Here is a 24,745-nt window from a genome sequence, read left to right on the forward strand (position 1 = left end):
GATCCAGCGCCAGTTTCATCGGCAATATCTTCAGTGCTGCCGTCGGCGCGGCCGGCGCTGGTCATCGTGGCGATCCAGAACACGGTGCCGATCTGGAACGACTTTTTCTTTCCGCTGGTCCTGATCACCTCCGACAATTTGAAGACACTGCCGCAGGGGCTGACCGTGTTCGTCGGCGAATTCACCACCGACTGGGGTGCTGTTCACCGGGCTGACACTGGCGGCGCTGCCGATTACGCTGCTCTACATCGTGCTGTCGAAGCAGTTCATTTCCGGCATCACCCAAGGAGCGGTCAAATAGGCGGGCCGTCAACAAGGCGCGGTCAAACAGCGAAGTCAGGGCATCAAAAGTGGCGAACCAGAACAAGATCATCATCACCTGCGCCGTAACAGGCTCGATCCACACCCCGTCAATGTCGCCGTATCTGCCGGTGACGGCACAAGAGATCGCCACCGCGGCCATCGAGGCGGCCGAGGCGGGTGCCGCGATCGTCCACCTTCATGCCCGCAATCCGGTCGACGGACGCCCCGACCAGTCGACCGAGGCGTTCGCCCCGTTCCTGCAGGTCATCAAGCAGCGCTCCAACTGTGTCGTCAACATCACCACCGGGGGTGCCGCGACGATGAGCGTGGAAGAGCGGGTCAGGCCGGCGAAGGTGTTCGCGCCCGAGGTGGCATCGCTCAACATGGGGTCGATGAATTTCGCGCTGTTCCCGATGCTGGAGCGGTTCAAGACCTTCGAGCATGACTGGGAGCAGCCCTATCTCGAATCCTCGCGCGACCGCATCTTCCGCAACACGTTCGGCGACATCGAGCACATCTTGCGCACCTGCGCCGACAACGGCACGCGCTTCGAGATCGAGTGCTATGACATCGGCCATCTCTACACGCTGGCGCATTTCGTCGAGCGCGGCCTTGTGAAGGCGCCGTTCTTCGTCCAGAGCGTGTTCGGCATCCTCGGCGGCATCGGCACGCATCCGGAAGACGTCGCCCACATGAAGCGCACGGCAGATCGCCTGTTCGGCAATGACTATCACTGGTCGGTGCTGGGCGCCGGCCGCCATCAATTGCCGATCGCCACGCAAGCGATCGCGCTGGGCGGCAATGTGCGGGTCGGCCTGGAGGACTCGCTATGGATCGGCAAGGGCAAGCTCGCCCGCTCCAGCGCCGAGCAGGTGACCAAGGTTCGCCAGATCATCGAAGGGCTCGGCGCCTCGATCGCGACGCCCGACGAGGCGCGGCAGATCCTGCAGCTCAAGGGCGGCGACAAGGTTTCGTTCTGATCGGGACGAAAGGACAACGAGCCGTCATCACGCCTAGCCGAACATCCGCTCGCCCTGCTCATCGACCAACTGGATGCCCTTCTTGATCGAGATGTCGACGGCGTCGTCCAGCCCGGCGAAACGGTCGGCGCGGATGAAGCGGTGCTCCTTCATCACGCCGTCGATTTCCTTCGAGACGACGCCGCAGGTCTGGTACTGGCCCTCGGCCTTGTAGGGCGTCGCACTGATCAGGAATCCCTTATGCTCGACCTGCTTTGCCGGTTTGGCTGTTCCGGCCTCCGTTGCCTCACCACTGCCGCCGCCAAAAAGCTTTTTCAGAAAAGACATTTTTCAAAGCTCCATCTCACGCGGGCACCCGAAGATTCACGGCGCCCCTGTTCATTCAGGCTTTTGTCTCAGCATGCGCGAATGCACCGCCGTGTTCCAGCCCCTTGACGAAAACGCCGACCAGAAGCTCGACCTGATGCCAGATCTCCTCGGCCTGCCTACTGTTGGAATTGGCCACATAGCCGCTGGTCACGATGCCATGCACGCTTGACCATAAGGTCCGCGCCGCAAGCGCGCGGCGGTCGTCGTCGAGGTCGAAATCTCCAGCCTTGAGCACGCCGGCGACGATGTCGAAGAGTGCGTCGAGCAGCGTGTCATAGGCGTCCGGGCCGGGCCGCGTCGCGCGGCGGCGGTTGAAGGCGAGCACCGCGGGCCAACTGCCGGGATGCACCTCGACGAACCGCACATAGGCGGCGGCCATCGCCAGGATGCGATGCCGGACATCGGTCACCCCTTGCCTTTCGAGATCGGCCATCGCCGCTATGCCTGTCGCGCCGAGCCGGTCGAGCAGCCGCATGTTGACGGCGCGGTGCACCTCGTCGAGATCGGCAAAGAGGTTATAGACGGATCCGACGGAGATGCCGGCCTGCTCGGCAATGGTGCGCGCCTTCAGATTGGCGGCGCCGCCCTCGTTGAGCAGCGCCTCGGCGATGGCGAGCACCTTCTCGCTCATCTCTTCCTTGTCCAGCGCCATGCTTCTGTCCTGTCCCGGTATTCGCAAGCCGGGTGCGCCCGGCCCGGAATTCATTCCATTTCTTTCCGTCTACCATGTCCTGCGGCTCATGAACAGCGTTCAAAATAATCGTTGAACAATGTTCATTTCCTGTTATGTTGACTACGTGAACAGCGTTCACGTCAACAGGGAGAAGATCCATGCTTAGCCTGATCAAGACATTGCTGGACGGCGCCAGCGCCCGGGCCGAGGACAATCTGAAGGACCGTTTTGCAATCGACCTTCTGGCCCAGCGCATCCGCGACGCGGAGGCGGGCCTCGCCGCCGCCAAGCAGACGCTCGCCTCGCTCATCGTGCGCCAGCGCGCCGAGCAGACCAGCCTCGACCAGCTCGAGCGCCGCATCGCCGATCTGGAAACCCGCACGCTCAGTGCGCTTTCCGCCAACAACCAGGCGCTTGCCGAAGGCGGCGCTTCCGCAATCGCCGAACTCGAGAACGAGCGCGAAGTCCGCCGCGCTACGGTCAAAAGCCTCGGCGAGAAGACCTTGCGGATGCGTCTGTCCGTCGAACAGGCGCACCGCCGCATCATCGATCTCAACCAGGGCATGATTTCCGCTCGGGCAATCGATGCCGAACGCAAGGCGCAGTCGCGCCTCAACCGTTCGATCGGCCGCACAGCAAGCCTCAACGAGGCGGAGGAACTGCTCGCCCGCATCAAGGAAAGCAGCGACCCGTTCGAGGAGGCCGGCATCCTCGACGAAATCGACGGCGAGCTGCGCCACGAGGCGATCCGCGACCGCCTCGCCGAAGCGGGCCACGGACCGGCTACCAAGGTGCGCGCCCAGGACGTCCTGGCACGCCTGAAATCCCTGAACTGAACCCGCGATTTCTCGAAACGGATCAAATCCAAGGAGCAATACGATGAACGGCAATCAGACCTATATCCTGTTCAACACCGTGTCCGTGGGCGCCGCCTATTTCATGCTCGGCCTGTCACTGTGGCTGGCGCCGGTCGACCTCTCGACCAAGGGCTACTGGGCCATGGGCATCCTGCTGCTCACCGGCAGCCTGGTGAACCTGGTCAAGTACCGCACCGACGAACGCATCTCCGCCGAGACCACCGCCAAGATCGAGAAGGCGCGTAACGAGAAGCTGATCAGCGAATATGTCGGCAAGGATTGATCGCCTCCCGGTCGATCGTCGACAAGTAAGCCCGGATCACTCCGGGCTTATTTCGTTGAACTGAAGAATTGCGGTCGGCATTAGCGACGTGCCAGCGCCTCGATCGCCTCGGCGGCGTCTTCCAGGATGCTGATCGCCTCGGCCTGCTTGTCTTCCGGCGCTTCGGCGATGTCGCCGAGCGCGGCGCGGAGCCGATGACGCAGCGCGCGGAACTGGTCGCGCTTCTCCGAGCGACCGCGGCGCCCCTCGTCCTTGTCATCGCCCCAGCCGAACCATTCGCGTGCCGCGGCCATCTTGCGGCCGAACCGCTCGAGATGGTCGAGCACGCTGTCGATCATCTCGCGGTTCTCCTCGAGATGCGCCTTGCCGGCCTCGGTGATCGAAAACACCTTCTTATTGCCTTCGCTCGATGACACCGCATAGCCCGCCTCTTCCAGGAAAGTCAGCGTCGGATAGACCACGCCCGGGCTCGGGCTGTAGATGCCGCTGGTGCGCTCTTCCAGCGCCTTGATGATGTCGTAGCCATGGCGCGGCGCATCGGCCAGAAGCGACAGCGTGATCAGCTTGAGATCGCCGTCGGCCAGCATGCGCCCGGCGCGGAACATGTCGCCCGGGCCGCCTCGTCCGCCGCCCCTGCCGCCATGGCCGAACGGGCCGAAGCCGCCGCCGCGGCCACCGAATTTACCGGCCATATGCATGAACATGCGCTCGCCGAAATGATTGTGTCTGTGCATGGATTGCTCCTTGAGATATGTCTTACGATATATCTTAAGTAAGGCGCACCATTTGCGGAGTCAAGATATATCTTAAGATATATCGGAGGCCGTGCCAAGGTCGATTGCATGTCACATCCGCGCAGGCCGAGAGCGCCTTACCAATGGCCTTTGCGCCGGTTCCAGGCGTAGAGAATATCCGCGAAGCGGTCATAGGCAAAACGCGTCGGCGGCAGGGCGACAGGGTTGCCGAACAGGCTCGCCAGCCATCCCTCGCCCGGCGTGTGCCGCCAGACCGCGATCGCCACATCGGCGCCGACCAGCAGCCGTCCTTCGGCATCGATTGCGTGCAGCCGGCGGCGGATATCCTCCAGCGAGGCGCCGAAGGCGGAGAGCGCTTCAGGTTCGAAATTGATGTCGCGGAACTCGACGCGGCCCGCCTTGACCGCTTCGATCAGCCGCCGCTTCTGGTGGTTGATGCCGGCATCGCAGACCGGGCAGCGGGTGTTGTACCAGACAGTCAGCAACGGCTTGGACATGGCGCGACTATCGTCGACGAGGCGCCGCACCGCAATGCGACTCGCCAGCCAGGCTATCTCGGCGCTTCATCCTAGAGAGCTGATGATCTCACGGTAGGCGAATTCCGGAAACGCCTTCATCGTCCGCGTCTTGACGTTGCCGCCCGACGACAACAACAGCGCGAAACGGGCAAGCACCGCATCGTCCGGCGCTTCCACAATAGCGACCATGTCGCACTCGCCCATGGTCAGATAGAATGCCTTGAACGAGCCGCCCATCTCCCCCAGCAGCTTCTTGGCGGCATCGAGCCGCTTCGGCGACTCCCGCACATTCTTGGCGCCCAGTTCGGTCCAGTTGATAAGCACGATGTAGGTTGTCACGGCACACCTCCTCCGGGGCCACGGTGCGGGCGCCTGGCCGTTGACGGCCGACGCCGGGCGGGCATCCGGCTTTTCGCCCACAAATGCATCCGACCCCGAATTATCCTCCTGTCGGGCAGTTCCGGCAAGGGTGGCGCAGGCGAATGAAAAAGGGCGCCCAAGGCGCCCTTTCGACTTGCTTGTATGATTTTCCGGTTCAGCTATCCAGGAAGCTTCTCAGCTTGCGCGACCTGCTCGGATGCTTGAGTTTGCGCAGCGCCTTGGCCTCGATCTGGCGGATGCGCTCGCGCGTGACCGAGAACTGCTGGCCGACTTCTTCCAGCGTATGGTCGGTGTTCATGCCGATGCCGAAGCGCATGCGCAGAACGCGTTCCTCGCGCGGTGTCAGCGAGGCCAGCACCCGCGTCGTCGTCTCGCGCAGATTGGCCTGGATCGCCGCGTCGATCGGCAGGATCGCCATCTTGTCCTCGATGAAGTCGCCGAGATGCGAATCCTCCTCGTCGCCCACCGGGGTTTCGAGCGAGATCGGCTCCTTGGCGATCTTGAGCACCTTGCGCACTTTTTCCAGCGGCATGGCGAGCTTCTCGGCCAATTCCTCCGGCGTCGGCTCGCGGCCGATCTCGTGCAGCATCTGGCGCGAGGTGCGCACGATCTTGTTGATCGTCTCGATCATGTGCACCGGGATGCGGATGGTGCGCGCCTGGTCGGCGATCGAGCGGGTGATCGCCTGCCGGATCCACCAGGTCGCGTAGGTCGAGAACTTATAACCGCGGCGGTACTCGAACTTATCGACCGCCTTCATCAGGCCGATATTGCCTTCCTGGATCAGGTCGAGGAACTGCAGGCCGCGGTTGGTGTATTTCTTGGCGATCGAGATGACCAGGCGAAGGTTCGCCTCGACCATTTCCTTCTTGGCGATCGCGGCCTCGCGCTCGCCCTTCTGCACCTGGTTGACGATCTTGCGGAATTCCAGGATCGAGATCGCCGTTTCGGTGGCGAGGTTCTGGATCTCGGCGCGCAGCTCCTTGATCGCATCCTTCTCGTTCTTGGTGAACTCCTTCCAGCCGCGCGAGGTCAGGTTGGCGATCGAGCGCGTCCAGTTCGGATCGAGCTCGGAGCCTTGATACTCCCTGAGGAACTCCTCGCGCCGCACGCCATAGCTTTCGGCGAGGCGCAGCAGCTTGCCCTCGTTCTGCACCAGGCGCTTGTTGATGTCGTAGAGCTGCTCGACCAGCGCCTCGATGCGCGCGGCATTGAGCGACAGCGACTTCACCGCCTTGATCAGCTGGTCCTTCAGCTCCTTCAGCCGGCGGTCCTGGCTGGGCGAGAGCGTGCCGGCGGCGGCCAGACGGTTCTCGACCTGCTGGTCCTGCAGCTTCCTGAGCTTCTTGTAGGTGTCGGCGATGACGTCGAGCGTCTCCATGACCTGCGGGCGCAGTTCCGCTTCCATCGCGGCCAGCGACAGGCTCGCCTCGTCCTCGTCGTCTTCCTCTTCTTCCAGCCCACGCATGTCGCCGCCGACATTGGTGATGTCTTCTTCTTCCTCGCGCTGGGCAGCGCGGCCGCGCGGCTTCTCCTCGGCCTTGGGCGCTTCCTCGACGCGTTCGACGACGGGCGCCTGCTTGGCTTCGGGGCCGGCATAGGTCGCCTCGAGGTCGATGATCTCGCGCAGCAGGATCTTCGATTCGTTGAGCTCGTCGCGCCAGATGATGATGGCCTGGAAAGTCAGCGGGCTTTCGCACAGGCCCGCGATCATCGTTTCGCGGCCGGCCTCGATGCGCTTGGCAATCGCAATTTCGCCCTCGCGCGACAGCAGCTCGACCGAGCCCATTTCGCGCAGATACATGCGCACCGGATCGTCGGTGCGATCGGTCGGCTCTTTCTTGGTGGTCGTGGCGGCGACGGCGGTGCCAGTCTGCTCGGCGAGCTCGTTGGCGTCTTCCTCGCTGTCGCCGGCCGGCTCGGCCTCGGTCTCTTCGCCCTGCTCGTCGTCCTCGACGACATTGATGCCCATGTCGCTGAGCATCGCATTGATGTCTTCGATGCGGTCGGGATCCGTCTCTTCCGAGGGCAGCACCGCGTTGAGCTCGTCGAGCGTGACATAGCCGCGTTTCTTCGCGGCCTTGATCATCTTCTTGACAGCATCGTCGGAAAGGTCGAGCAGAGGGCCATCGGTGGCGCCTTCACGTTCGGTCTCGACCTCTTCCTTTTCCTTTGTCGCCATTCTTTGTCGTCTCCAAGCGGCCGAATATCGAGGCCGCGTAAACTGTCGGACCGGTTATGCCGGATGCGCTCGCACCGGAACGCTTCTTACCGGCCCGGCAACCGCGTCATCGCTTTTGTTTTGTGCAAGTCGCTGGTCCCAAACCGGTTTCCACTTTTGGGCGACATGCATTAAGTCCAGATTAACCCTGATATCTGGAGCAGGCACTTTGCCTGTCCAGACGTCACCGCTACCTCGCATCGCTCGAATTTCCGCCGACGCCGGGGCACGGTTAACGTTTCGAATCGTCCTGATTCCGCCAATCTGCCAGAAGGTCAAGCGCCTCTGGCATGATTCGCATGAAAAAAGCGAATCAATTACCCGACTTAGAGGCGTCGATTCGACGCGCTGCACGTTTCCACTTCATTTCGAGCGCAGTCCGGCCTAAACGCGTCCAACCCTGCCCGACGAGACGCCGAACCCTTCGATCAGCGCTTCCGTTGCCTGCACGTCGTTGAATTGCGCTTGAATCTCGACGAGATGCCGGAAGTTTTCATCCGAGGGGTCTGCATCGAGCGCCGCCTGCGCCTGCTTCAGCTCTCTATGTAAGGTGCGGGCGCTGCGCTGCAAGTGCAGTGCCTGGTTGAAGGCGTCGCGGGCGTCGTCGAGTCCGGCGGTCTCGAGCGCTGGCCACTGCCGCGCCCGCTTGATCAGCGCCACCGCCCTCTCCCAGATGCCGCCGCAGCCGGCGCGCTCGATGGTGGTGATGACCGCGCCGCGATCGTCGGCCGCGTCATGCGCCATCGCATCGAGGATGGCGACATGGAGCTTGCGCAGATCCGAATTGGCAAGGTCGAGGAATTCGACATGCGCGAAATTCTCGTCGATCAGTGCCGGATGGTTGACGAGCGCCACGACGATCGTCGCCTCGCGCACCGACATTCCCTCGCTGCCGCGCTTGACCAGCGCGGACTGGCCGAGGCTTTCGCTGATCGCCATGCGGCCGCCGCCGGGCTTGGCGAATTGTCCGCCGGGCGCGGGCTTGCCCTGGCCGCGCTCGCCTGGCCGGCCGCCATCCTGGCGGCCTTGCCGCGCATTGCGCTGGGGGCCGAAGAAGCTCAGCACCCGCTCGCGCATTTCTTTCTGGTAGTAATAGCGCGTGCTCTCGTCGCGGATGCGGCTGGTCAGTTCGTGCAGCGTCTTTCCCAGCTCAGCCCGCCGCTCCGGCGTATCGAAGACACCACCGGCCGTCTCGCGCATCCACAGAAGATCGGCAAGCGGCCGCGCTTCGGAAAGCACGGCGCGGAACGCGTCCGGCCCCTCGGCCTTGACGAGGTCGTCGGGATCCTTGCCTTCCGGCAGCAGCGCGAAGCGCGCAGAGCGGCCCGCCTGCACCGATGGCAGCGCGAGATCCGCGGCCCGCCAGGCGGCTTTCAGTCCGGCCTTGTCGCCGTCGAAGCACAGCATCGGCTCCGGCGCCATGCGCCACAACAGTTCAAGCTGGTTTTCGGTGAGCGCGGTGCCAAGCGGCGCCACGGCATTCTCGAAACCGGCCTGCGCCAGCGCGATCACGTCCATGTAGCCTTCCACCGCGATGACGGTGCCGCCCTTGGCCAGCGCCCCCTTTGCCAGCGCTTGGCGGGCGCGGGCGAAATTGTAGAGCACATTGCCCTTATGGAAGAGTTCGGTGTCGGGCGAGTTCATGTACTTGGCGAGCGCATCGGGGGCCAGCGCGCGTCCGCCGAAGGCGATGATCTTGCCGCGCGAATCCGGGATCGGGAACATGATGCGGTCGCGGAACCAGTCATAGGAAACCGGAATGTCGTCGCCATGCCGAACCAGGCCACAGGCCTCGATATCGGCTTTCGGCACGCCCTTTGCCGCCAGATGCTCTTTCAAGGCATTGCGGCTATCGGGCGCGAAGCCAAGCCGGAACGACTGCTGCGTCGCCGGCGTCAGCCCGCGCTCCCTGAGATAGGCGCGCGCCTTCGCCCCTTCCGGGCTCTGCAGGCGCTCCTGGAAAAAGGCGGTCGCCATCTCCATGACATCGGTCAGGCTGGCGCGTTCCTTCTCGCGCCGCTCCTCCTGCTCGTCGCGCGCCGGCATCGGCACGCCGGCCATCTCGGCGATCTTTTCGACCGCTTCCGGAAAGCTCATGCCGTCGAGCTCGGTGAGGAACTTGAAATGGTCGCCCGACACCGAGCAGCCGAAGCAGTGATAGCGGCCCTTCTTGTCCTCGCAGTGGAACGACGGGCTTTTCTCGCCGTGGAACGGGCAGCAGGCCCAGTAGTCGCTGCGCGAGGCGTTGGTCTTCTTCCTGTCCCATGCGACGCGCGTGCCGATGACCTGCGAAATCGGCACGCGGTCGCGTATCTCGTCGAGGAAGGCGGGCGGAAAGCGCATCGGGAAAGCTCGTTTGCCCTCCATATAATCAAGCCGCACGGGCGAGGCGACTCTGTCTTGCCCACCGTACCCGCTTTTCACAGACGAAAAGAAGGCGGCCGGGCGGCCGCCGTCTTCTTGGATTACGGATAGTCGCCGATTACTGCGCGGCGATCGCGCCGAAGATGATGCCGGAAAGGATGCTGACCAGCACATAGTCGTTGCCGACGCGGATCCATTCCTGGCCGGGGCCGGGACGGCGCAGGCCGTAGCGGTTCCAGTCACGGACCGGCTGGTGACGCTTCCAGTTGGAATACCTCTGGCCGTTGCGCCAATGATCGCGCTTCACCACCTTCTTCTTGACGATGACACGCTTGTCGACATGCCTGCCGGGCTTCTGCCAGTCGACCTGCGTGTAATTCGACTGCGGCGCGCTCAGCTGGGCGAGCGGCGCGGCTTGGCCGGAGAAGGCCGAGGCGGCCAGCATCGAGGCGGTGACGGCGCAAAGTATGAGACGCTTCATGGTCGGTACTCCTTGTTGTCGATAGGCAGAGGAATAGCCGCCAATGGATGAACCGAAACTGAACGTGAGAATTACAATTCTGTAATGATTTCCGATGCTTGCAGAGGCTCCCTCAACAAGGCTCTGGATCGCGCTCGGCTCTTGCCTCCCAGCCGTCGCGGCATGCTGAGCGAAGCGCCGCCGCGCGGCCCGTGCAACCAATGCGCCCTGTATTCATTTCCGACATGTTCCGTCGAGCAAAGGCTATCATCACATCAGAAAAATCTATTATTCGGCTAATCTTAACTGGTATATTCCCAGGCCTCGAAATGGCTAAGATTCGTATCCCCCTCCGCGTCGCCGGAGTCACCCCGCGAGGTCGGCTGTGAGCGGCTCCGTCGTCCTCCTGCACCTTGCCGGCGCGGTGGCGCTGATGCTGTTCGCCACCCGCATGGTGAAGACAGGGGTCGAGCGCGCCTATGGCGACGTGCTGCGCCACAGGCTGCGCGCCACCATGCGCAATCCGATCATGGCGGTGCTGGCCGGCTGTGGGCTGGCGATCGCGCTGCAGAGCTCGACCGCGGTGACGCTGCTGGTCGGCTCCTTCGCCGGCGCCGGCATCGTCTCGGGCGCCGCCGGTCAATTGGCAGTGCGCGGCGCCGAGATCGGTTCGGCGCTGGTGGCCAAATTGCTCACCTTCGACCTTACGCTTTTGGTGCCGCTCTGCCTGATCGCCGGCACGGTCATGTTCATGGCCACCGAGCGGCGCGACTGGCGGCGCTTGGGCCGTATCCTGATCGGTGTCGGCCTGCTGATCCTGTCACTGGAGATGATCGGTCAGGCCTCGGAGCCGCTGCGCAACAGCCAGTTGATGCCGCTGGTCATCAATTACTTCTCGAGCGACTCCATCACCACCTATCTCCTGGCCGCGCTGGTCACCTGGCTATTCCAGTCGAGCATCGCCGCGGTCCTTTTGATGGCGACGCTGGCGGCTCGCGGGCTAATCACGCCGGAGCTCGGCGTGGTCCTGGTGCTTGGCGTCAACCTTGGCTCGTCGCTGATTGCGCCGTTGCTGACGCGGTCGGCGCCGCCGGAAGTGCGGATCGTGCCGATCGGCAATCTCCTGATGCGAGGCCTCGGCTCACTGATCATGCTGGTCCTGATCATGACCTTCAAGCCGGATGTCGCCTTTCTCGGCAAGACCGCGCCGGATCAGATCGTCAACGCCCACATCTTGTTCAACGTGCTGATCCTGCTGGCCGGGCTGCCGCTGGCCGGCCTCGTCTACCGCGCTTCCGAAAAGATCGTGGCGCTGGGCAGCAAGCCTCAACTGGCTGCGGCGCTCGAGGTGGTCGAGCTGTCGGCGCTCAACGAGAGCGCCCTCGATACGCCGAGCCAGGCGCTGGCCAATGCGACGCGCGAGGTGGTTCGGGTCTGCGAGACGGTCGAGATCATGCTGAAGCGCATCATCGAACTTTACGAGGATGCCGATCCCGCCAAGATCAAGGCGCTTGCCGCGCTCGACGACCGCGTCGACCGGAAGCACGCCGCGATCAAGCTCTACCTCGCCAAGATCACCAGGAACCCGCTGACCGAGGACGAGGCGTTGCGTTGCCAGGAGTTGATCGGCGCCTGCGTCAAGCTCGAGCAGGTCGGCGACATCGTCGTGCGCAACATGCTGGTGCATGTCAGGAAGAAGCTGGAGCGCGGACTGGAATTCACGCCTGAGGGCTGGCAGGAGCTTTGCGCTTTCCATTCCTCGGTGCTCGCCAATGCACGGCTCGCCTTCAACGTGCTGGTTTCACGCGATCCGGAAACCGCGCGCCAACTGGTGCTGGAAAAGGATCTCTTGCGCGAACGTGAGAAGGAAACCAGCGCCAGCCATTTCGTGCGCCTGCGCGAAGGCACCGCCAAGAGCGTCGAGACGAGCTCGATCCATCTCGACACCATCCGCGATCTGAAGCAGATCAACTCGCTGCTTGCCTCGATGGCGTACCCAGTGCTCGAGGAGCGCGGACTGCTCGGTGCCTCGCGCCTGAAGGCAAGCTAGCGCTGGACATCCCTGGCCACGCGCAAATTTAATCTTTGCCCATCCTCGCCTCTGTCGGCTAAGGATCACCCGAGAACCTGTTGGGAGGACGATCGGTTGATGGACACCCATTCGCGCAGCTTCGCCAAGGCGCTTTCGTGGCGCGCCACCGGCACGATCGACACGATGATCATATCGCTGGTGGTGACCGGCAGCATCAAGCTCGCGGCCACCATCGGGCTCACCGAAGTCGTCACCAAGTCACTGCTTTACTATCTGCATGAACGGGCCTGGCTGAAGATCCCGTATGGGCGCAAAACGGCCGTCTAATGCATATCGCAAAAGTGGGCGGCGGTTTTGCGATCACGACATGCGACGCGCTTTAGCCTCTACACTCAAGAAAAGCTAAAGCGGCATCGACAATTTCTGCATTGCCGCGCCCGCCCAAGCGTGGTTTGAGGCGTGCATTCCTCGCATATGTTTTGAATCATGCTGCCGCTAATTGCCCTTTTCCTTGCCGCCTTCGCCTTCGGCACCACCGAATTCGTCATCGCAGGCGTGCTGCCCGAGGTGGCGCAGGGCCTCGGTGTTTCGATACCGACCGCCGGCTATCTCGTCTCGGGCTATGCCTGCGGCATCGCCATCGGCGGCCCGCTCCTGGCTCTGGCCACCGGCAAGGTCTCGCGCAAGACGCTGCTGATCGGCCTCACTATCGCCTTCACCCTCGGCCAGGTGGCCTGCGCGCTGGCGCCCGACTTCACCTCGATGCTTCTGCTGCGCATCGCGACCGCCGTTGCGCATGGCTGCTATTTCGGTGTCGCCATGGTGGTTGCGGTCGGCCTGGTGCGCGAGGACCAGCGCGGCAGGGCTGTGGCGATCATTCTCTCGGGGCTGACGGTTTCCAATGTCATAGGCGTGCCGGCCGGCACCGCTATCGGCAGCCTGTGGGGCTGGCGGGCGACCTTCTGGGTGATGGGCGCGCTTGGGATCATCGCCATCATCGCCATGCTGGCGCTGCTGCCGCGCACGACGGGCGCCGCCAACCGGCCGGCCGGGCTGGCGCGCGAAGTGCGTGTGCTCGGCCGCCAGCAGGTCTGGACATCGTTGATCCTGATGCTGATGCTGATGATCGGCCAGTTCGGGCTGTTCACCTACATCACGCCGACGCTGCTCGAGGTCACCTGCCTCGACGAAAGCCTGATCCCCTGGGTGCTGCTGCTCAACGGCGTCGGCGCCACGATCGGCGTCCTTGTCGGCGGCAAGCTCGCCGACTGGAAATTGATGCCGGCGCTGATCGTCATGCTTGCCCTGCAGGCGGTGATGCTGGGCGTCATTCATCTTGTCAGCCCCTACCCGGTACCGATGATCGTCGCCATCGTCATCTGGGGTGGCCTCAACTTCGCCATCGGCGCACCGATCCAGACCCGCATCCTTGCCTGGACGGCGGACGCGTCCAACCTCGCCTCCTCGCTGATCCCGTCCGGCTTCAATGTCGGCATCGCGCTCGCCGCATCGCTGGGCGCGACGATGCTCAATGCCGGCTATGGCTATCGCAGCCTGCCGCTGGCCGGCGCTTTGGCCATGCTGGTGGCGGTGGTGGTGGCTGTCGCCTCGCAGACCTGGGAATGGCGCAGCCGCGCGATGCCGCCGCTGCCGGCGGCAGCGGAATAATCTAGAGATCGATCCGGAACTTGAGGCTCTCCGCGCCGCCATAGGCGGCGTCCTCGAAGAAGTGGCCGACGAGCCTGCCGCCATTGGCCGTTATGACCTTCTGCGAAGCTGGATTGCCCGGCTTCGCGGTGATCGCTACGTGGTCGAGCCCGACCGCCCTCGCCTCGTCCAGCATCAGCCGCAGCGCTTCGGTGGCATAACCGCGGCCTCGCTTCCATGGTACCACCGCATAGCCGATATGGCCAAGCACATGCGAAGGCAGCGCCGACGTGCCCTTCTGCCAGCGAAAGCCGATCGAGCCGGCGGCCTCGCCATCCCATATCCAGCGCCGAAAGCCCGGCAGGCGCGGCACTTCGGTGCCGTCCGGCAAGGCGATAGGCGGGCCCTTCGCCTCGGGGTCGTCGAGGCTGGCGAGAAATTCGACAGGATCCTTCTCGATCGCCTCAAGCTGCTCGCGCGTCGCTTCCAGGAGCCGCACATTGTCGGGCGACCACCCGCGCTCCAACGCCGCCTTGTAGGACGGCAGGTGTTCGAGCGTCGGCTTGACGATTTCGATCATCGTTCGTTTCCTGTCGAGAGGGACAGGCATAACCGCCGCACGGATCGCTCTCAAGTCGCCTGAAACTGGATTTCGCCCCGGTTGAGGAAACAGGCCTTGTCGAACAGCGACAAGTCGAGCGGGTTCGGCAGCCGGATATCGCCGATATCCGGAAACGGCTTCCTGGCGGAATCATACGACCTGTCGACCTGCGAGATGAAGACCAGCACCAGTCCGCGTTCCCGGGCAAACGACCTCAGCGCGCGGATCTGGACCATGAGCTCGGGATTCTCCCGTTTCTGGTCGAGCAGCTGCAGATAGTCGATGACCGCCAGCGTGCCGCGCGGCGCCGACCGCAACGTCTCGATGATGTAGCCGGCACTGATGGCGTCGGAATTGTCGAAGTCGAACAGTTGGTCGAAATCGGCAGGGTTGCTCCCGATGTCCCGGAAGCGGTCCAGGATGTCGGCATGCATGTATTCCAGGCTGAAGAATACGGCGCGATTGCCTTGCGTCATGGCCGCCACGGCGAGTTCGAGGCTCATCAGCGTCTTGCCTTGGCCCGGCCGCGCCGCCATGAGAACCATGTCGCCGGGCATCAGCCTCGCCAACAACCTGCCGGCGGGCGCTGCCTCGGCGGCTTTGGCGGCAAGCAGGCTCCAGCTGCCAAAACCTTCCTTGGCGGCAACGCGGTCGAGCGCTTGGTGGAGGGGGACATTCTCCCTGCGAGACAGGAGCCTCGCCTGGCGTTTCAGAAGATGGACGGGTGCGGAAAGCCGCATCGAAAAACCTCCTGCCGCGAGCAGTCTTCGCAACCCTCCTTATGCCTGGCGCTCTAACAGTCGGTTGATTGATCGACTGCCCTGCATGAACAATGCTTTCCCGACGGAGGGAGGAGGCGTGGGCGCACCGGAATCAGATGATAACCCAATCCACGCCGACCGAAAATCGCGGAGTTGCGCAGGCGGCACAGTGGCGATGGCGCTGTGAAATGTCGTCGCAGCAAATTCCGCCTGCAAAAGGTGTTGCTAAACTAGAAGTGTTTCGCCGATGGATGCGAGATCTTCCATAATCTCCCCGGATGATTCATGGTGCGGGACAACGCTTCGACAGGAGGGGCAAACCGGTGCGGTTGATATCTGTTCCGCTGGGCGCGGCCATCTTTTGTCTTGTCGCGATCCTGGCCGCCTTGACGGCATCGGTCAGCTCATTTGCAGCGTTGCGGCCGTCAAGCGTGCCGGACTGGTTGCAGCGCCATGTCGGCGATAGTGAAGGACAGATCTCGCAGGTCGTGCTGGAGCGGGCCCGCGCGCTCTACCAGAAAAAGGTAAGCGATGGTTCGGTCAGCAACCCTTGCTACTTCGCCATGGATGCGACGCGTCCCGGTGATCTCGGCAACAGTGTGCTTGGCCAGCGCTATTATGTCATCTGCGAAGCCAGGCAGCTCTTCCGCGCCGTTTCCTCGGGCCATGGCGGCGGCCGCAATCTGAAAGGCGTTGCCGATTTCTCCAACGGCAGGCGTTGCGCGAAAAACTTCGGCAATGCGATGGACTCGGAGCTGACCGCCGGCGGAGCCTATATGACCGCCGAGACGAAGACCTCGTTCAAGGGTTACTACCGCGTCGGCGCACAGGACACTGTGTTCATGCGCAGTTTCATCCAGTTCGACGGCGAAGGCGAAGCGGCGAACGCCAGGCAGCGTGTGATCGGCGGGCATCCGGCTGCCTTGCTCAGGGGCATGTGCCTGCGCAAAGATCCGAACAGCTCCTACGCCGACCATGACGGCTTTGTCCCGTTCGGCAAGCTGGTCAATTATGCCGGCGGCCGCAGCAATGGCTGCACCAGCTGGTCGCCGGCCGACGCCGAGCAGATCATCCCCATCGTGAAGAACAACCCGACGACGCTCTACATCTATCCCGAGTCGCGCGACATCGCCGCCGTTGCGCGCGCAAAGTCCGGCGGCCAGGCGCTCTCAGTTGCGGGAGCCTATTGGAACGCCTCCTGCCTGAAGGAGATCGGCACTCCCAAATTCTGGCCGAAGAAGACGCTGGAGCCGATCATCGCGCAGTACAAGCAGGATCATCCGGCGCCGCCCCCGCAGCCGGTGCCGATCTGCAAGGATCCGTAAGACCGCAATCCCCTACTGCAGCAGTGCCTTGATGATGGCGCTCGCCTTGGCGAAGTCCATCTGGCCGGCATATTTCTGCTTCAGCGCGCCGATCACCTTGCCCATGTCTTTCTGGCTGGCAGCACCCATGGCGGCGATCGCCTCGCGCGCTGCCGCCGTGATCGCCGCATCGTCGAGTTGCGTCGGCAGGAACCCGCGGATGATCTCCATCTCGCCGCGCTCCTGCGCCGCCAGTTCCGGCCGCTTGCCGTCTTCGAAGGCCTTGGCCGATTCCTCACGCTGCTTCACCATCTTGGCGAGGATCTGCAGGATCTCCTCCTCGCTCGCAGGCGGCTTGCCGGCGCCGCGATTGGCGATGTCGCGGTCGTGGATGGCAGCCTGGATCAACCGCAGGGTCGGCAGGCGGTGCTTGTCCTGAGCCTTCATCGCGCTCTTCATGGATTCGGCGATTTTCTCGCGCATCGTGCTTCTCCTTCGAATGCGGCGGACAATAGCTTTGCCGAACGGCCAACGCAAATCCCGGCAAGCTGCTGATATTGCTGGGCGAAATGCAAACCGACCCTGGCTTGGGGGCGCCGCATTGACCGCTACGGCACCTTCCCCTATGTACTCGGTCCTGCATGAGACAATGAAGTCATGTCGCCCAAAAGTGCGTAGCGGTTTTGGGAAAACGGCATGATCGGAAAGAACCGGCGTGTGAAAGCGGGAAAGCCTGCTTCGCGCGCCTTGCTGCGCAAACGGCCCAGCCGGCCGTGTTGAAGCGCCTGACAGGAGTGCCGCCATGGCCACGACCACCGCCCCCTGGGCCACCGAAAAGCCGACCGCCCTTCTGGTGCTCGCCGACGGCACGGTAATCGAGGGCCGCGGTCTTGGCGCCACCGGTTCGGCCGTTGCGGAAGTCTGCTTCAACACGGCGCTTACAGGTTACGAGGAGATCCTCACCGATCCCTCCTATGCCGGCCAGATCGTCACCTTCACCTTCCCGCATATCGGCAATGTCGGCACCAATGATGAGGACATCGAGGATCTGCATCCAGCCGCCCGCGCGGGCGCTGTCGGCGCCATCTTCAAGGCCAATGTCACCGACCCGTCCAACTATCGTGCCGCCGGCCATCTCGACCAGTGGCTGAAACGCCGCGGCATCGTCGCGCTTTCCGGCATCGACACCCGCGCGCTGACCGTGCTGATCCGCGAGAAGGGCATGCCCAATGCCGTCATCGCGCATGCGCCCGACGGCATCTTCGACATCGAGGACCTGAAGCGGCAGGCCGCGGCCTGGTCGGGCCTGATCGGCCTCGATCTCGCCAAGGAGGTCACCTCGGGCCAGTCTTCGGTCTGGCGCGAGACGCCCTGGATCTGGAACGAGGGCTATAGCGAGCAGGACGCGCCGTCCATGCATGTCGTGGCCATCGACTATGGCGTCAAGCGCAACATCCTGCGTCTGCTGGCAGGCCTCGGCGCCAAGGTCACGGTCGTGCCGGCCAAGACCGATGCTGAGGAAATCCTGGCCATGCAGCCGGACGGCATCTTCCTGTCGAACGGCCCCGGCGACCCGGAAGCGACCGGCGAATATGCCGTGCCGGTTATCCAGGACATCCTCAAGACCGATATACCGGTGTTCGGCATCTGCCTCGGCCATCAGATGCTGGCGCTGGCGCTCGGCGGCAGGACCGAGAAGATGCACCAGGGCCACCACGGCGCCAATCATCCGGTCAAGGACCACACCACCGGCAAGGTCGAGATCGTCTCGATGAACCACGGTTTCGCCGTCGACGCAGACTCGCTGCCGGAAGGCGTCGAGGAAACCCATGTCTCGCTGTTCGACGGCTCCAACTGCGGCATCGCGCTGACCGGCCGTCCCGTGTTTTCGGTCCAGCATCACCCCGAGGCCTCACCCGGCCCGCAGGATTCGCACTATCTGTTCCGGCGCTTCGTCAACCTGATCCGCGGTCGGCGCGGCGAGGAAGCGCTGGGGGAACGTTGACACGCTTAGCCGGTAGAGACGGCTACAGGCTGCGGATCGGTCGCTACCGAGTTATATTCGATGAGGACCGCACCACTATCCTGGCTATCTACATAGGAAAACGCGAGACAACAACCTACAGCAGGTTATAGCAGGACAAGATGTCATGAATGCCCCGCAAATCATCAAAACCTCAACCGGCGAGGAACTGGTCGTGATCCCCAAAGCGGATTACGAGGCGTTGCTGCATGCCGCCGAGGAGGCTCTCGAAGATGCCGCGGATGCCGCCATCTATGACGGGCGCAAAGCCGACCTCAAAACCGAAAGGGCGCTGCCGGCGGACGTGACCATGGATGTCTTGCGCGGCTCCAATCGACTAAAGGCGCTGCGCAACTGGCGAAAGCTTACCCAAGCCGAACTGGCTGCGGCGATCGGTGTCAGCCAGGGTTTTCTGTCGGACCTCGAATCCAATCGCCGGAAGCCGTCCGAGCAGACCAGCGCAATGCTGGCGAAGGCCCTCGATATCCCCGGAGAATGGATCGAGCCTTAATCGCCCTCAAGCCGCGTCGGTCACCGCTTCCTGCGTGTGCATGCGCTCGACTTCCTTCGGGGTCGGCTTGGCCACTTTCGTCACGAAGACGATAACCGCCAGCGTGAGGAAAATCGCGCCGAGCGCATAGGGCGCGCCGCCGAATACAACCGGCGCGCTCGGCCCGGTGAACCAGGAAAAGATCGCCGTGTAGAGCAGCGGCGTGATGATCGAGGTGATCGAGAAGATCGAGGTCATCGCACCCTGCAATTCGCCCTGCGCCGAAGGCGGCACCTTGCCCGCGGCGAGGCTCCTCAGCGGCGGGTCGGCAAGCGCCTCCAGGCAGCCGGCCACGATCACCGCATAGATCATCCAGCCTTGTGTCGAAAACGCGTAGCCGAAGGCGCTGAGCGCGGTGAAGGTCAGCCCGATCACCGCCGTCTTCCACTCGCCGAGCTTGGGAATGACCCGCGGCAGCACCGTCGCCATGACGATCGCGCCGCACAGGCCGAAGGCGCCGAGCGAAAAGCCGATCTGCTGCTGGTTCCAACCGTAGCGATAGCTGGAGACGAACGACCAGACCGCCGGATACATCATGTGACCGAGCGTCATCAGGAAGAAGACGAGACCGATCCAGCCGATGCCTTGATAATTGCGCATCTGCATGAGCGTGCCGACAGGATTGGCGCGCTTCCACTCGAAGCGGCGGCGATGCTTTTCGTCCAGCGTCTCCGGCAGGAAGAACATCGCGATCAGGAAATTGACGAAGGCAAGGCCCGCGGCGAAATAGAACGGCACGCGCGGTCCTAGGGTGCCGAGCAACCCGCCCAGCACCGGGCCGATGACGAAACCGACACCGAAGGCGATACCGAGCAGGCCGAAATTCTTCGCCCGGTTCTCGTCGTTCGAGATGTCGGCGATGAAGGCCGATGTCGTCGAATAGCTGGCGCCGGAAATGCCGGCGAGCAAGCGGCCGATGAAGAGCATCGGGTAGGACCAGGCGACGGCGCAGATAAGATTGTCGATCGAGAAGGTCAGCACCGAGGCAAGCAGGATCGGCCGCCGTCCGAAGCGGTCGCTCAACCCGCCCATGATCGGCGCGAAGAAGAACTGCATCGCGGCATAGACGAAGAACAGCCAGCCGCCCTCGATCGCGGCCTGGCTGACGCTGACGCCGCTCAACTCCTCCAGATAGGCCGGCAGCACCGGCATGATGATGCCGAAGCCGATGATGTCGAGCAGCAGCGTGGTGAAAACGAGCGCAAGGCCCCGCTTGGCGGTCTTGGGATCGATCATGACGATAAGCTCCTCATCCGCCTTGGGGCACAGGCGGGACCGACCTTATAGGCGAGGTCATCGGCGGGAACAATCCGCGAACGAGGGCAAATGTCTTATGCTGACATCACTTGCCAGCTGCCACTGATCGCGGATCGCCGTCAGAAATCAGGCGCATACGCCGGCCTCAGATCGGACCACTCATCGTGTTGCAGTCGGTCAGCTTGCCGCTCTTGAAGCCCCGCGCCAACCAGGTCTGCCGCTGCTGCGAGGTGCCATGGTTGAAGCTTTCCGGCACGACATAGCCCTGCATCTTCTTCTGCAGCGTGTCGTCGCCGATCTGCTTGGCGGCATTGAGCGCGCTCTCGATATCACCCTGTTCCAGGATGCCCTTTTGCTGGGTGAAATGCGCCCATACACCGGCGAAGCAATCGGCCTGTAGCTCGATGCGCACCGACAGCTGGTTGGCGTCGGCCTCGCTCATGCCCTGCCGCATCTGGTTGAACTTGCCCATGATGCCGGTGAGGTTCTGCACGTGATGACCCACCTCATGCGCGACCACATAAGCGCGGGCGAACTCGCCTGAAGCGCCGAACTTCTGGTCGAGCTGCTGGAAGAAGGTCATGTCGAGATAGACCTTATGATCGCCCGGACAATAGAACGGTCCGGCCGCCGCCGAGGCAAAACCACACGCCGAACGAACCTGGCCGCTGAACAACACCAGCTTGGGATCCGAGTAGGTCAGACCCTGGGATTTGAAAATGCCGGTCCAGGTGTCCTCGGTGTCGGCAAGCACGGTGGCGACGAATTGCTTCATCTCGTCGTTGGCGGGCGCGCCGCCACTACCCTGGGAGCCGCTGTTGTCGGTGATCTGGCCACCGCCACCCGGGAGCAGGCCGCCGCTGCCGTCGCCCAGGATTTGCGATGGGTCGAAGCCGAAATACCATCCTGCGAGCACAACCAGGATGACCAGGATGATGCTGCCGCCGCCACCGGTACGGCCGCCGATAGGAAGGCGGAACTGGCCACCGCCGCCCAATCCACCGCCAAGTCCGCCGCCGCTGTCGCTGCGGTCATCCTCGATGTTGTCGCTCTGACGACGGCCTCTCCAAAGCATGGCAACTCCTCGCAACGCGAATGTCTGGAGGAACCGGCCCGCGACCGCCCCCCTGCAGATAATTATCGCAACGGCTGGCCCAAGTCACAGAATTTTTCGCGCTCCAAATGCCGACGCGCAAAGCAATTGCAGTCAGGCAGATAAAAGTTCCACTGACCATAACCCGGCTAAAAGCCTCAACTTTTCTGCTTGGCGCCGGCGCGCGTTGCCGTCCGCGGCGGTTCCGCCCACCGCGTTTTCAGCGATGCGTCATCGCCCGGCGAAAAGCTTCCAGCGTTTCGGCACTGACATGGTGCTCGATGCCCTCGGCGTCGATACGCGCCGTCTCGGCGCTGACGCCCAGCGAACGCAGGAAGGCCTCCACCGTCTGGTGGCGGATGCGGCTTTCCTCGGCGACCTTGCGGCCGGCCTCGGTCAGGAACACACCGCGATAGGGCTTTCTCGAGACCAGCCCATCGGCGCACAGCCTGGTCAGCATCTTTGCCACCGTCGGCTGCGCGACGCCAAGCCTTGCCGCGATATCGACCTGCCGCGCCTCGTTGCCGTCCTCGATCAGATCGGCAATCAGCTCGACATAGTCCTCGACAAGCGCGCTGCGGCGCGCTTCGCGCGTCTGCCGGAATCCTTCCGAATGGATTTCGGCATTGGGAAGCGGCTCTTCGCGTCGAACCGGTTTGTTCCTCAGCGCCAACGCGCGCTCCTCTTAGCTGCCCTAGAGCATGACGCCGAAAAGTGTGAAGCGGTTTTCGGACGACGTCATGCTCTTCGATTGAATCGGGATCGCATCCATAGCACGACCCCTGATGGTCCGGCCGTTTATTTGCATTCCCGTGCAGGCGCAACCAGCGTTTGCGGCAGCCCAGCGCCAGCCTGCCGCCGGCGTATCACGAAAGCATGATCAATGAAATATAGCATATTGCATAATGTTGAGCCATGGCATAGATAATGGGAGCAGCGATACATTCCAGCGGAAATCCTCCATGTCCGACGCCGATGCAGCAACCGTAGCCCGACCCGCGTGGCGATTCGACAGGCCCGACGACGAACAGCCGAGCCTGCGCGAGGTCAACGCATCGATCGCGGTGCCGCAAACCGGCGTCTGGTTCCGCCGCTTGTTCGCCTTCATGGGGCCGGGCTACATGATCTCGGTCGGCTATATGGATCCGGGCAACTGGGCGACCGACCTCGCCGGCGGCGCCCAGTTCGGCTACACGCTGCTTTTCATCATCATGCTGTCGAACCTGATGGCGATCCTGCTGCAGGCGCTGGCCGCTCGTCTCGGCATCGCCACCGGCCGCGACCTCGCCCAGGCTTGCCGCGCCTACTATCCGCGTCCCGTCAATTTGATGCTGTGGATCGCCTGTGAACTGGCGATCATCGCCTGCGACCTCGCCGAGGTGATCGGCACGGCGATCGCACTGCAGCTTCTGTTCGGCATACCGCTGGTCGGCGGCGCCATCCTCACCGCGCTCGACGCGTTCCTCGTGCTGCTCTTGATGAACAAAGGCTTCCGCTATCTCGAGGCCTTCGTCGTCGCATTGCTGATCATCATCTTCGGCTGCTTCGCCATTCAGATCTTCGTCGCCGCGCCGCCGGCGGGCACGATCCTGCATTCGATGTTTGTTCCGTCGTCCGAGATCGTCACCAATCCGGCGATGCTCTACATCGCAATCGGCATCATCGGCGCAACGGTCATGCCGCATAACCTCTATCTGCATTCATCGATCGTACAGACCCGCGCCTATGAGCGCACCGATGCCGGCAAGCGCGACGCCATCAAGTGGGCGACGGCGGATTCGACCATCGCGCTGATCCTGGCGCTGTTCGTCAACGCTTCGATCCTGATCGTCGCGGCGGTCGCCTTCCACGATACCGGGCATCAGGGCGTGGCCGAGATCGGCCAGGCCTTCGAGCTGCTCTCGCCGCTGCTTGGGCTTGGCATCGCCTCGATCCTGTTCGCCGTCGCGCTGCTTGCCTCCGGCCTCAACTCGACAGTCACCGCGACGCTCGCCGGCCAGATCGTCATGGAAGGCTTCCTTCGCCTGCGCATTCCGCAATGGGCGCGCCGCCTCGTGACGCGCGGCATCGCCATCGTCCCGGTCGTGGCCGTCACCGCGCTCTACGGCGAAAAGGGCACGGCCCAGCTGCTGGTCTTCAGCCAGGTGGTTCTGTCGATGCAGTTGCCCTTCGCGGTCATCCCGCTGGTGCAGTTCGTGTCGGACAAGAAGAAGATGGGAAATTTCGCCATACCGCGGGGCGTTGCCGCTCTGGCGTGGGTGGTGGCCGCCGTCATTCTGGTGCTCAACTTCAAGCTGCTCTTCGACGCCCTCGCCGGCTGAAATCGGGCAGCGACATTCCGGCCGGCCGCGCTATGTTCTTCAGGCATGGCCGGATCGGACGACGCTCGAAAATTCTACGCCAGGCTGATGGCCGCGCATGCGCGTTCGGCCGACCCGCGCATCGAGGAGGTGTTCGCCTCGGTGCCCCGCGAGGCCTTTCTCGGACCCGGACCGTGGACAGTCTTTGCTGGCGACGGCAGGATCGAAACGCCGAGCGCCGATCCGGGCTATATCTATCAGAACGTGCTCGTGGTGCTCGATCCCGACAAGGGCATCAACAATGGCGAGCCGATGCTGCATGCCATGTGGATCGGCAAGGTCGCGCCGAAGCCGGGTGAGATTGTCACCCATATCGGCGCCGGCACCGGCTACTACACGGCGCTGCTGGCGAGGCTGGTCGAGCCGGGCGGCAGCGTCACCGCTGTCGAGCTTGAGGCCAATCTCGCGGCGCGCGCCAGGGCGAACCTTTCGGCTTACGGGAATATCGAGGTTATTGAAGGCGACGCCGTCACCAATCCGCTGCGGCCATCCGACATCATCTATGTCAATGCCGGCGTCGTCGCCCCGCCCGCCGCATGGCTGAAAGCGCTGAAGCCCGGCGGCCGCATGATCTTCCCGTGGCGTCCATCCGAAACCGTCGGCCTCGCGGTCCTCGTTACCCGCCTGGAAAACGGCTTCGCCTGCCGACCCTTCATGGGCTCATGGTTCATCCCATGCGTCGGCGCCTCCGTTGCCGGACCTGGGACGAAAATACCGACCCGCGAACGCGCCGCTCGAACCCGGTCGATTTGGCTGACGGCGGACAAAGTTCCGGACCGCACGGCGACTGCCGTCTTCGGCGATGTCTGGTTTTCATCTCGTGCCATTCGCGCAGAAAGGGCGCGATAGAATTTTTTCAGGCCCTTGTCGAAAACGCGCTTCGCAGTTCGTCCTTAGAGCAATTCCAGGAAAAGTGCGAAGCGGTTTTCCGTCCGGAATTGCGTAAAAACAAA

At 63.2% G+C, this 24,745-nt stretch carries 26 protein-coding genes; 12 read left to right on the top strand and 14 right to left on the bottom strand.

The features are described 5' to 3' along the window. The first annotated feature begins 66 nt into the window (after positions 1–66). Both RFM68_RS19435 and kce read left to right on the top strand, forming a co-directional pair. Positions 67–390: a hypothetical protein gene (locus RFM68_RS19435; protein ID WP_320234624.1), complete on the top strand. Its 324-nt coding sequence runs from the start codon at positions 67–69 to the stop codon at positions 388–390. Beyond that, complete coding sequence (kce, locus tag RFM68_RS19440) at positions 351–1,283, top strand: 3,5-dioxohexanoate:acetyl-CoA acetone transferase (RefSeq protein ID WP_320234625.1); 933 nt, start codon at positions 351–353, stop codon at positions 1,281–1,283. The genes RFM68_RS19435 and kce overlap by 40 nt, the downstream gene beginning before the upstream one ends. A 33-nt stretch (positions 1,284–1,316) precedes the next feature. Here the strand turns inward: kce and RFM68_RS19445 are convergent, their stop codons facing one another. Continuing rightward, entirely contained in the window at positions 1,317–1,610 is a 294-nt protein-coding gene (locus tag RFM68_RS19445) for an HlyU family transcriptional regulator (RefSeq protein WP_320234626.1), read from the bottom strand. A gap of 55 nt (positions 1,611–1,665) precedes the next feature. Next, positions 1,666–2,304, bottom strand: coding sequence for a TetR/AcrR family transcriptional regulator (locus RFM68_RS19450; RefSeq protein WP_320234627.1), 639 nt, complete (start codon positions 2,302–2,304; stop codon positions 1,666–1,668). Between the two features lie 179 nt (positions 2,305–2,483). Between RFM68_RS19450 and RFM68_RS19455 the strand changes: the two genes are divergently transcribed. Together RFM68_RS19455 and RFM68_RS19460 are read left to right on the top strand one after the other, a co-directional pair. Further along, complete coding sequence (locus RFM68_RS19455; protein WP_320234628.1) at positions 2,484–3,161, top strand: PspA/IM30 family protein; 678 nt, start codon at positions 2,484–2,486, stop codon at positions 3,159–3,161. A gap of 43 nt (positions 3,162–3,204) precedes the next feature. Further along, positions 3,205–3,465, top strand: coding sequence for a YiaA/YiaB family inner membrane protein (locus RFM68_RS19460; RefSeq protein WP_112098816.1), 261 nt, complete (start codon positions 3,205–3,207; stop codon positions 3,463–3,465). Positions 3,466–3,545: 80 nt separating this feature from the next. Here RFM68_RS19460 and RFM68_RS19465 read toward each other — a convergent pair whose 3' ends face one another. From RFM68_RS19465 to RFM68_RS19490, 6 genes are all read right to left on the bottom strand, one after another. Further along, a complete protein-coding gene (locus tag RFM68_RS19465) occupies positions 3,546–4,199 on the bottom strand; it encodes a PadR family transcriptional regulator (RefSeq protein ID WP_320234629.1) in 654 nt (217 codons plus the stop codon). Between the two features lie 137 nt (positions 4,200–4,336). After that, positions 4,337–4,717 (bottom strand): thiol-disulfide oxidoreductase DCC family protein, encoded by a 381-nt coding sequence (locus tag RFM68_RS19470; RefSeq protein WP_320234630.1) that lies wholly within the window; start codon positions 4,715–4,717, stop codon positions 4,337–4,339. A 66-nt stretch (positions 4,718–4,783) separates the two neighbouring features. Next, positions 4,784–5,077: a GYD domain-containing protein gene (locus tag RFM68_RS19475; protein ID WP_320234631.1), complete on the bottom strand. Its 294-nt coding sequence runs from the start codon at positions 5,075–5,077 to the stop codon at positions 4,784–4,786. A gap of 196 nt (positions 5,078–5,273) precedes the next feature. Beyond that, positions 5,274–7,301: an RNA polymerase sigma factor RpoD gene (rpoD, locus tag RFM68_RS19480; RefSeq protein WP_320234632.1), complete on the bottom strand. Its 2,028-nt coding sequence runs from the start codon at positions 7,299–7,301 to the stop codon at positions 5,274–5,276. 423 nt (positions 7,302–7,724) lie between these two features. Continuing rightward, on the bottom strand, positions 7,725–9,683 hold the full coding sequence (gene dnaG, locus RFM68_RS19485) for a DNA primase (RefSeq protein WP_320234633.1): 1,959 nt from the start codon (positions 9,681–9,683) through the stop codon (positions 7,725–7,727). Positions 9,684–9,822: 139 nt separating this feature from the next. Then, the gene (locus RFM68_RS19490; protein ID WP_320234634.1) at positions 9,823–10,185 is read right to left on the bottom strand and encodes an RcnB family protein; all 363 of its coding nucleotides are present in this window, start codon (positions 10,183–10,185) and stop codon (positions 9,823–9,825) included. Between the two features lie 364 nt (positions 10,186–10,549). Here RFM68_RS19490 and RFM68_RS19495 point away from each other — a divergent pair, with 364 nt between their 5' ends. From RFM68_RS19495 to RFM68_RS19505, 3 genes are all read left to right on the top strand, one after another. Further along, positions 10,550–12,214 (top strand): Na/Pi cotransporter family protein, encoded by a 1,665-nt coding sequence (locus tag RFM68_RS19495; protein ID WP_320234635.1) that lies wholly within the window; start codon positions 10,550–10,552, stop codon positions 12,212–12,214. 99 nt (positions 12,215–12,313) lie between these two features. Then, positions 12,314–12,523 carry a DUF2061 domain-containing protein gene (locus RFM68_RS19500; RefSeq protein WP_320234636.1) on the top strand — a complete coding sequence of 70 codons (210 nt, stop codon included), beginning with the start codon at positions 12,314–12,316 and terminating at the stop codon, positions 12,521–12,523. 156 nt (positions 12,524–12,679) lie between these two features. After that, a complete protein-coding gene (locus tag RFM68_RS19505) occupies positions 12,680–13,864 on the top strand; it encodes an MFS transporter (protein ID WP_320234771.1) in 1,185 nt (394 codons plus the stop codon). A 1-nt stretch (position 13,865) separates the two neighbouring features. Here the strand turns inward: RFM68_RS19505 and RFM68_RS19510 are convergent, their stop codons facing one another. Together RFM68_RS19510 and RFM68_RS19515 are read right to left on the bottom strand one after the other, a co-directional pair. Further along, positions 13,866–14,423, bottom strand: coding sequence for a GNAT family N-acetyltransferase (locus RFM68_RS19510; protein WP_320234637.1), 558 nt, complete (start codon positions 14,421–14,423; stop codon positions 13,866–13,868). Between the two features lie 50 nt (positions 14,424–14,473). Continuing rightward, positions 14,474–15,184 carry a DNA helicase gene (locus RFM68_RS19515; protein WP_320234638.1) on the bottom strand — a complete coding sequence of 237 codons (711 nt, stop codon included), beginning with the start codon at positions 15,182–15,184 and terminating at the stop codon, positions 14,474–14,476. Positions 15,185–15,528: 344 nt separating this feature from the next. On the opposite strand from RFM68_RS19515, the gene RFM68_RS19520 reads away from it, so the two are divergent. Further along, positions 15,529–16,530: a hypothetical protein gene (locus RFM68_RS19520; RefSeq protein ID WP_320234639.1), complete on the top strand. Its 1,002-nt coding sequence runs from the start codon at positions 15,529–15,531 to the stop codon at positions 16,528–16,530. 12 nt (positions 16,531–16,542) lie between these two features. Here the strand turns inward: RFM68_RS19520 and RFM68_RS19525 are convergent, their stop codons facing one another. Beyond that, positions 16,543–16,992: a GatB/YqeY domain-containing protein gene (locus RFM68_RS19525; RefSeq protein WP_320234640.1), complete on the bottom strand. Its 450-nt coding sequence runs from the start codon at positions 16,990–16,992 to the stop codon at positions 16,543–16,545. Positions 16,993–17,311: 319 nt separating this feature from the next. Between RFM68_RS19525 and carA the strand changes: the two genes are divergently transcribed. Both carA and RFM68_RS19535 read left to right on the top strand, forming a co-directional pair. Further along, entirely contained in the window at positions 17,312–18,514 is a 1,203-nt protein-coding gene (carA, locus tag RFM68_RS19530) for a glutamine-hydrolyzing carbamoyl-phosphate synthase small subunit (RefSeq protein ID WP_320234641.1), read from the top strand. 145 nt (positions 18,515–18,659) lie between these two features. Further along, positions 18,660–19,043 (top strand): helix-turn-helix transcriptional regulator, encoded by a 384-nt coding sequence (locus RFM68_RS19535; protein ID WP_320234642.1) that lies wholly within the window; start codon positions 18,660–18,662, stop codon positions 19,041–19,043. A gap of 6 nt (positions 19,044–19,049) precedes the next feature. Here the strand turns inward: RFM68_RS19535 and RFM68_RS19540 are convergent, their stop codons facing one another. The 3 genes from RFM68_RS19540 to mntR all read right to left on the bottom strand — a co-directional run bounded on the left by RFM68_RS19540 (position 19,050) and on the right by mntR (position 22,105). Beyond that, positions 19,050–20,318 (bottom strand): TCR/Tet family MFS transporter, encoded by a 1,269-nt coding sequence (locus tag RFM68_RS19540; protein WP_320234643.1) that lies wholly within the window; start codon positions 20,316–20,318, stop codon positions 19,050–19,052. A 166-nt stretch (positions 20,319–20,484) separates the two neighbouring features. Next, the gene (ypfJ, locus tag RFM68_RS19545) at positions 20,485–21,414 is read right to left on the bottom strand and encodes a KPN_02809 family neutral zinc metallopeptidase (RefSeq protein WP_320234644.1); all 930 of its coding nucleotides are present in this window, start codon (positions 21,412–21,414) and stop codon (positions 20,485–20,487) included. A gap of 238 nt (positions 21,415–21,652) precedes the next feature. After that, a complete protein-coding gene (mntR, locus tag RFM68_RS19550) occupies positions 21,653–22,105 on the bottom strand; it encodes a manganese-binding transcriptional regulator MntR (RefSeq protein WP_320234645.1) in 453 nt (150 codons plus the stop codon). A 289-nt stretch (positions 22,106–22,394) separates the two neighbouring features. Here mntR and RFM68_RS19555 point away from each other — a divergent pair, with 289 nt between their 5' ends. Both RFM68_RS19555 and RFM68_RS19560 read left to right on the top strand, forming a co-directional pair. Next, entirely contained in the window at positions 22,395–23,753 is a 1,359-nt protein-coding gene (locus RFM68_RS19555) for an Nramp family divalent metal transporter (RefSeq protein WP_320234646.1), read from the top strand. 45 nt (positions 23,754–23,798) lie between these two features. Continuing rightward, positions 23,799–24,641 carry a protein-L-isoaspartate O-methyltransferase family protein gene (locus RFM68_RS19560; protein WP_320234647.1) on the top strand — a complete coding sequence of 281 codons (843 nt, stop codon included), beginning with the start codon at positions 23,799–23,801 and terminating at the stop codon, positions 24,639–24,641. Positions 24,642–24,745: the final 104 nt, after the last annotated feature.

Source organism: Mesorhizobium montanum, assembly GCF_033977145.1.
GTDB classification, from domain to species: Bacteria; Pseudomonadota; Alphaproteobacteria; order Rhizobiales; family Rhizobiaceae; genus Mesorhizobium; species Mesorhizobium montanum.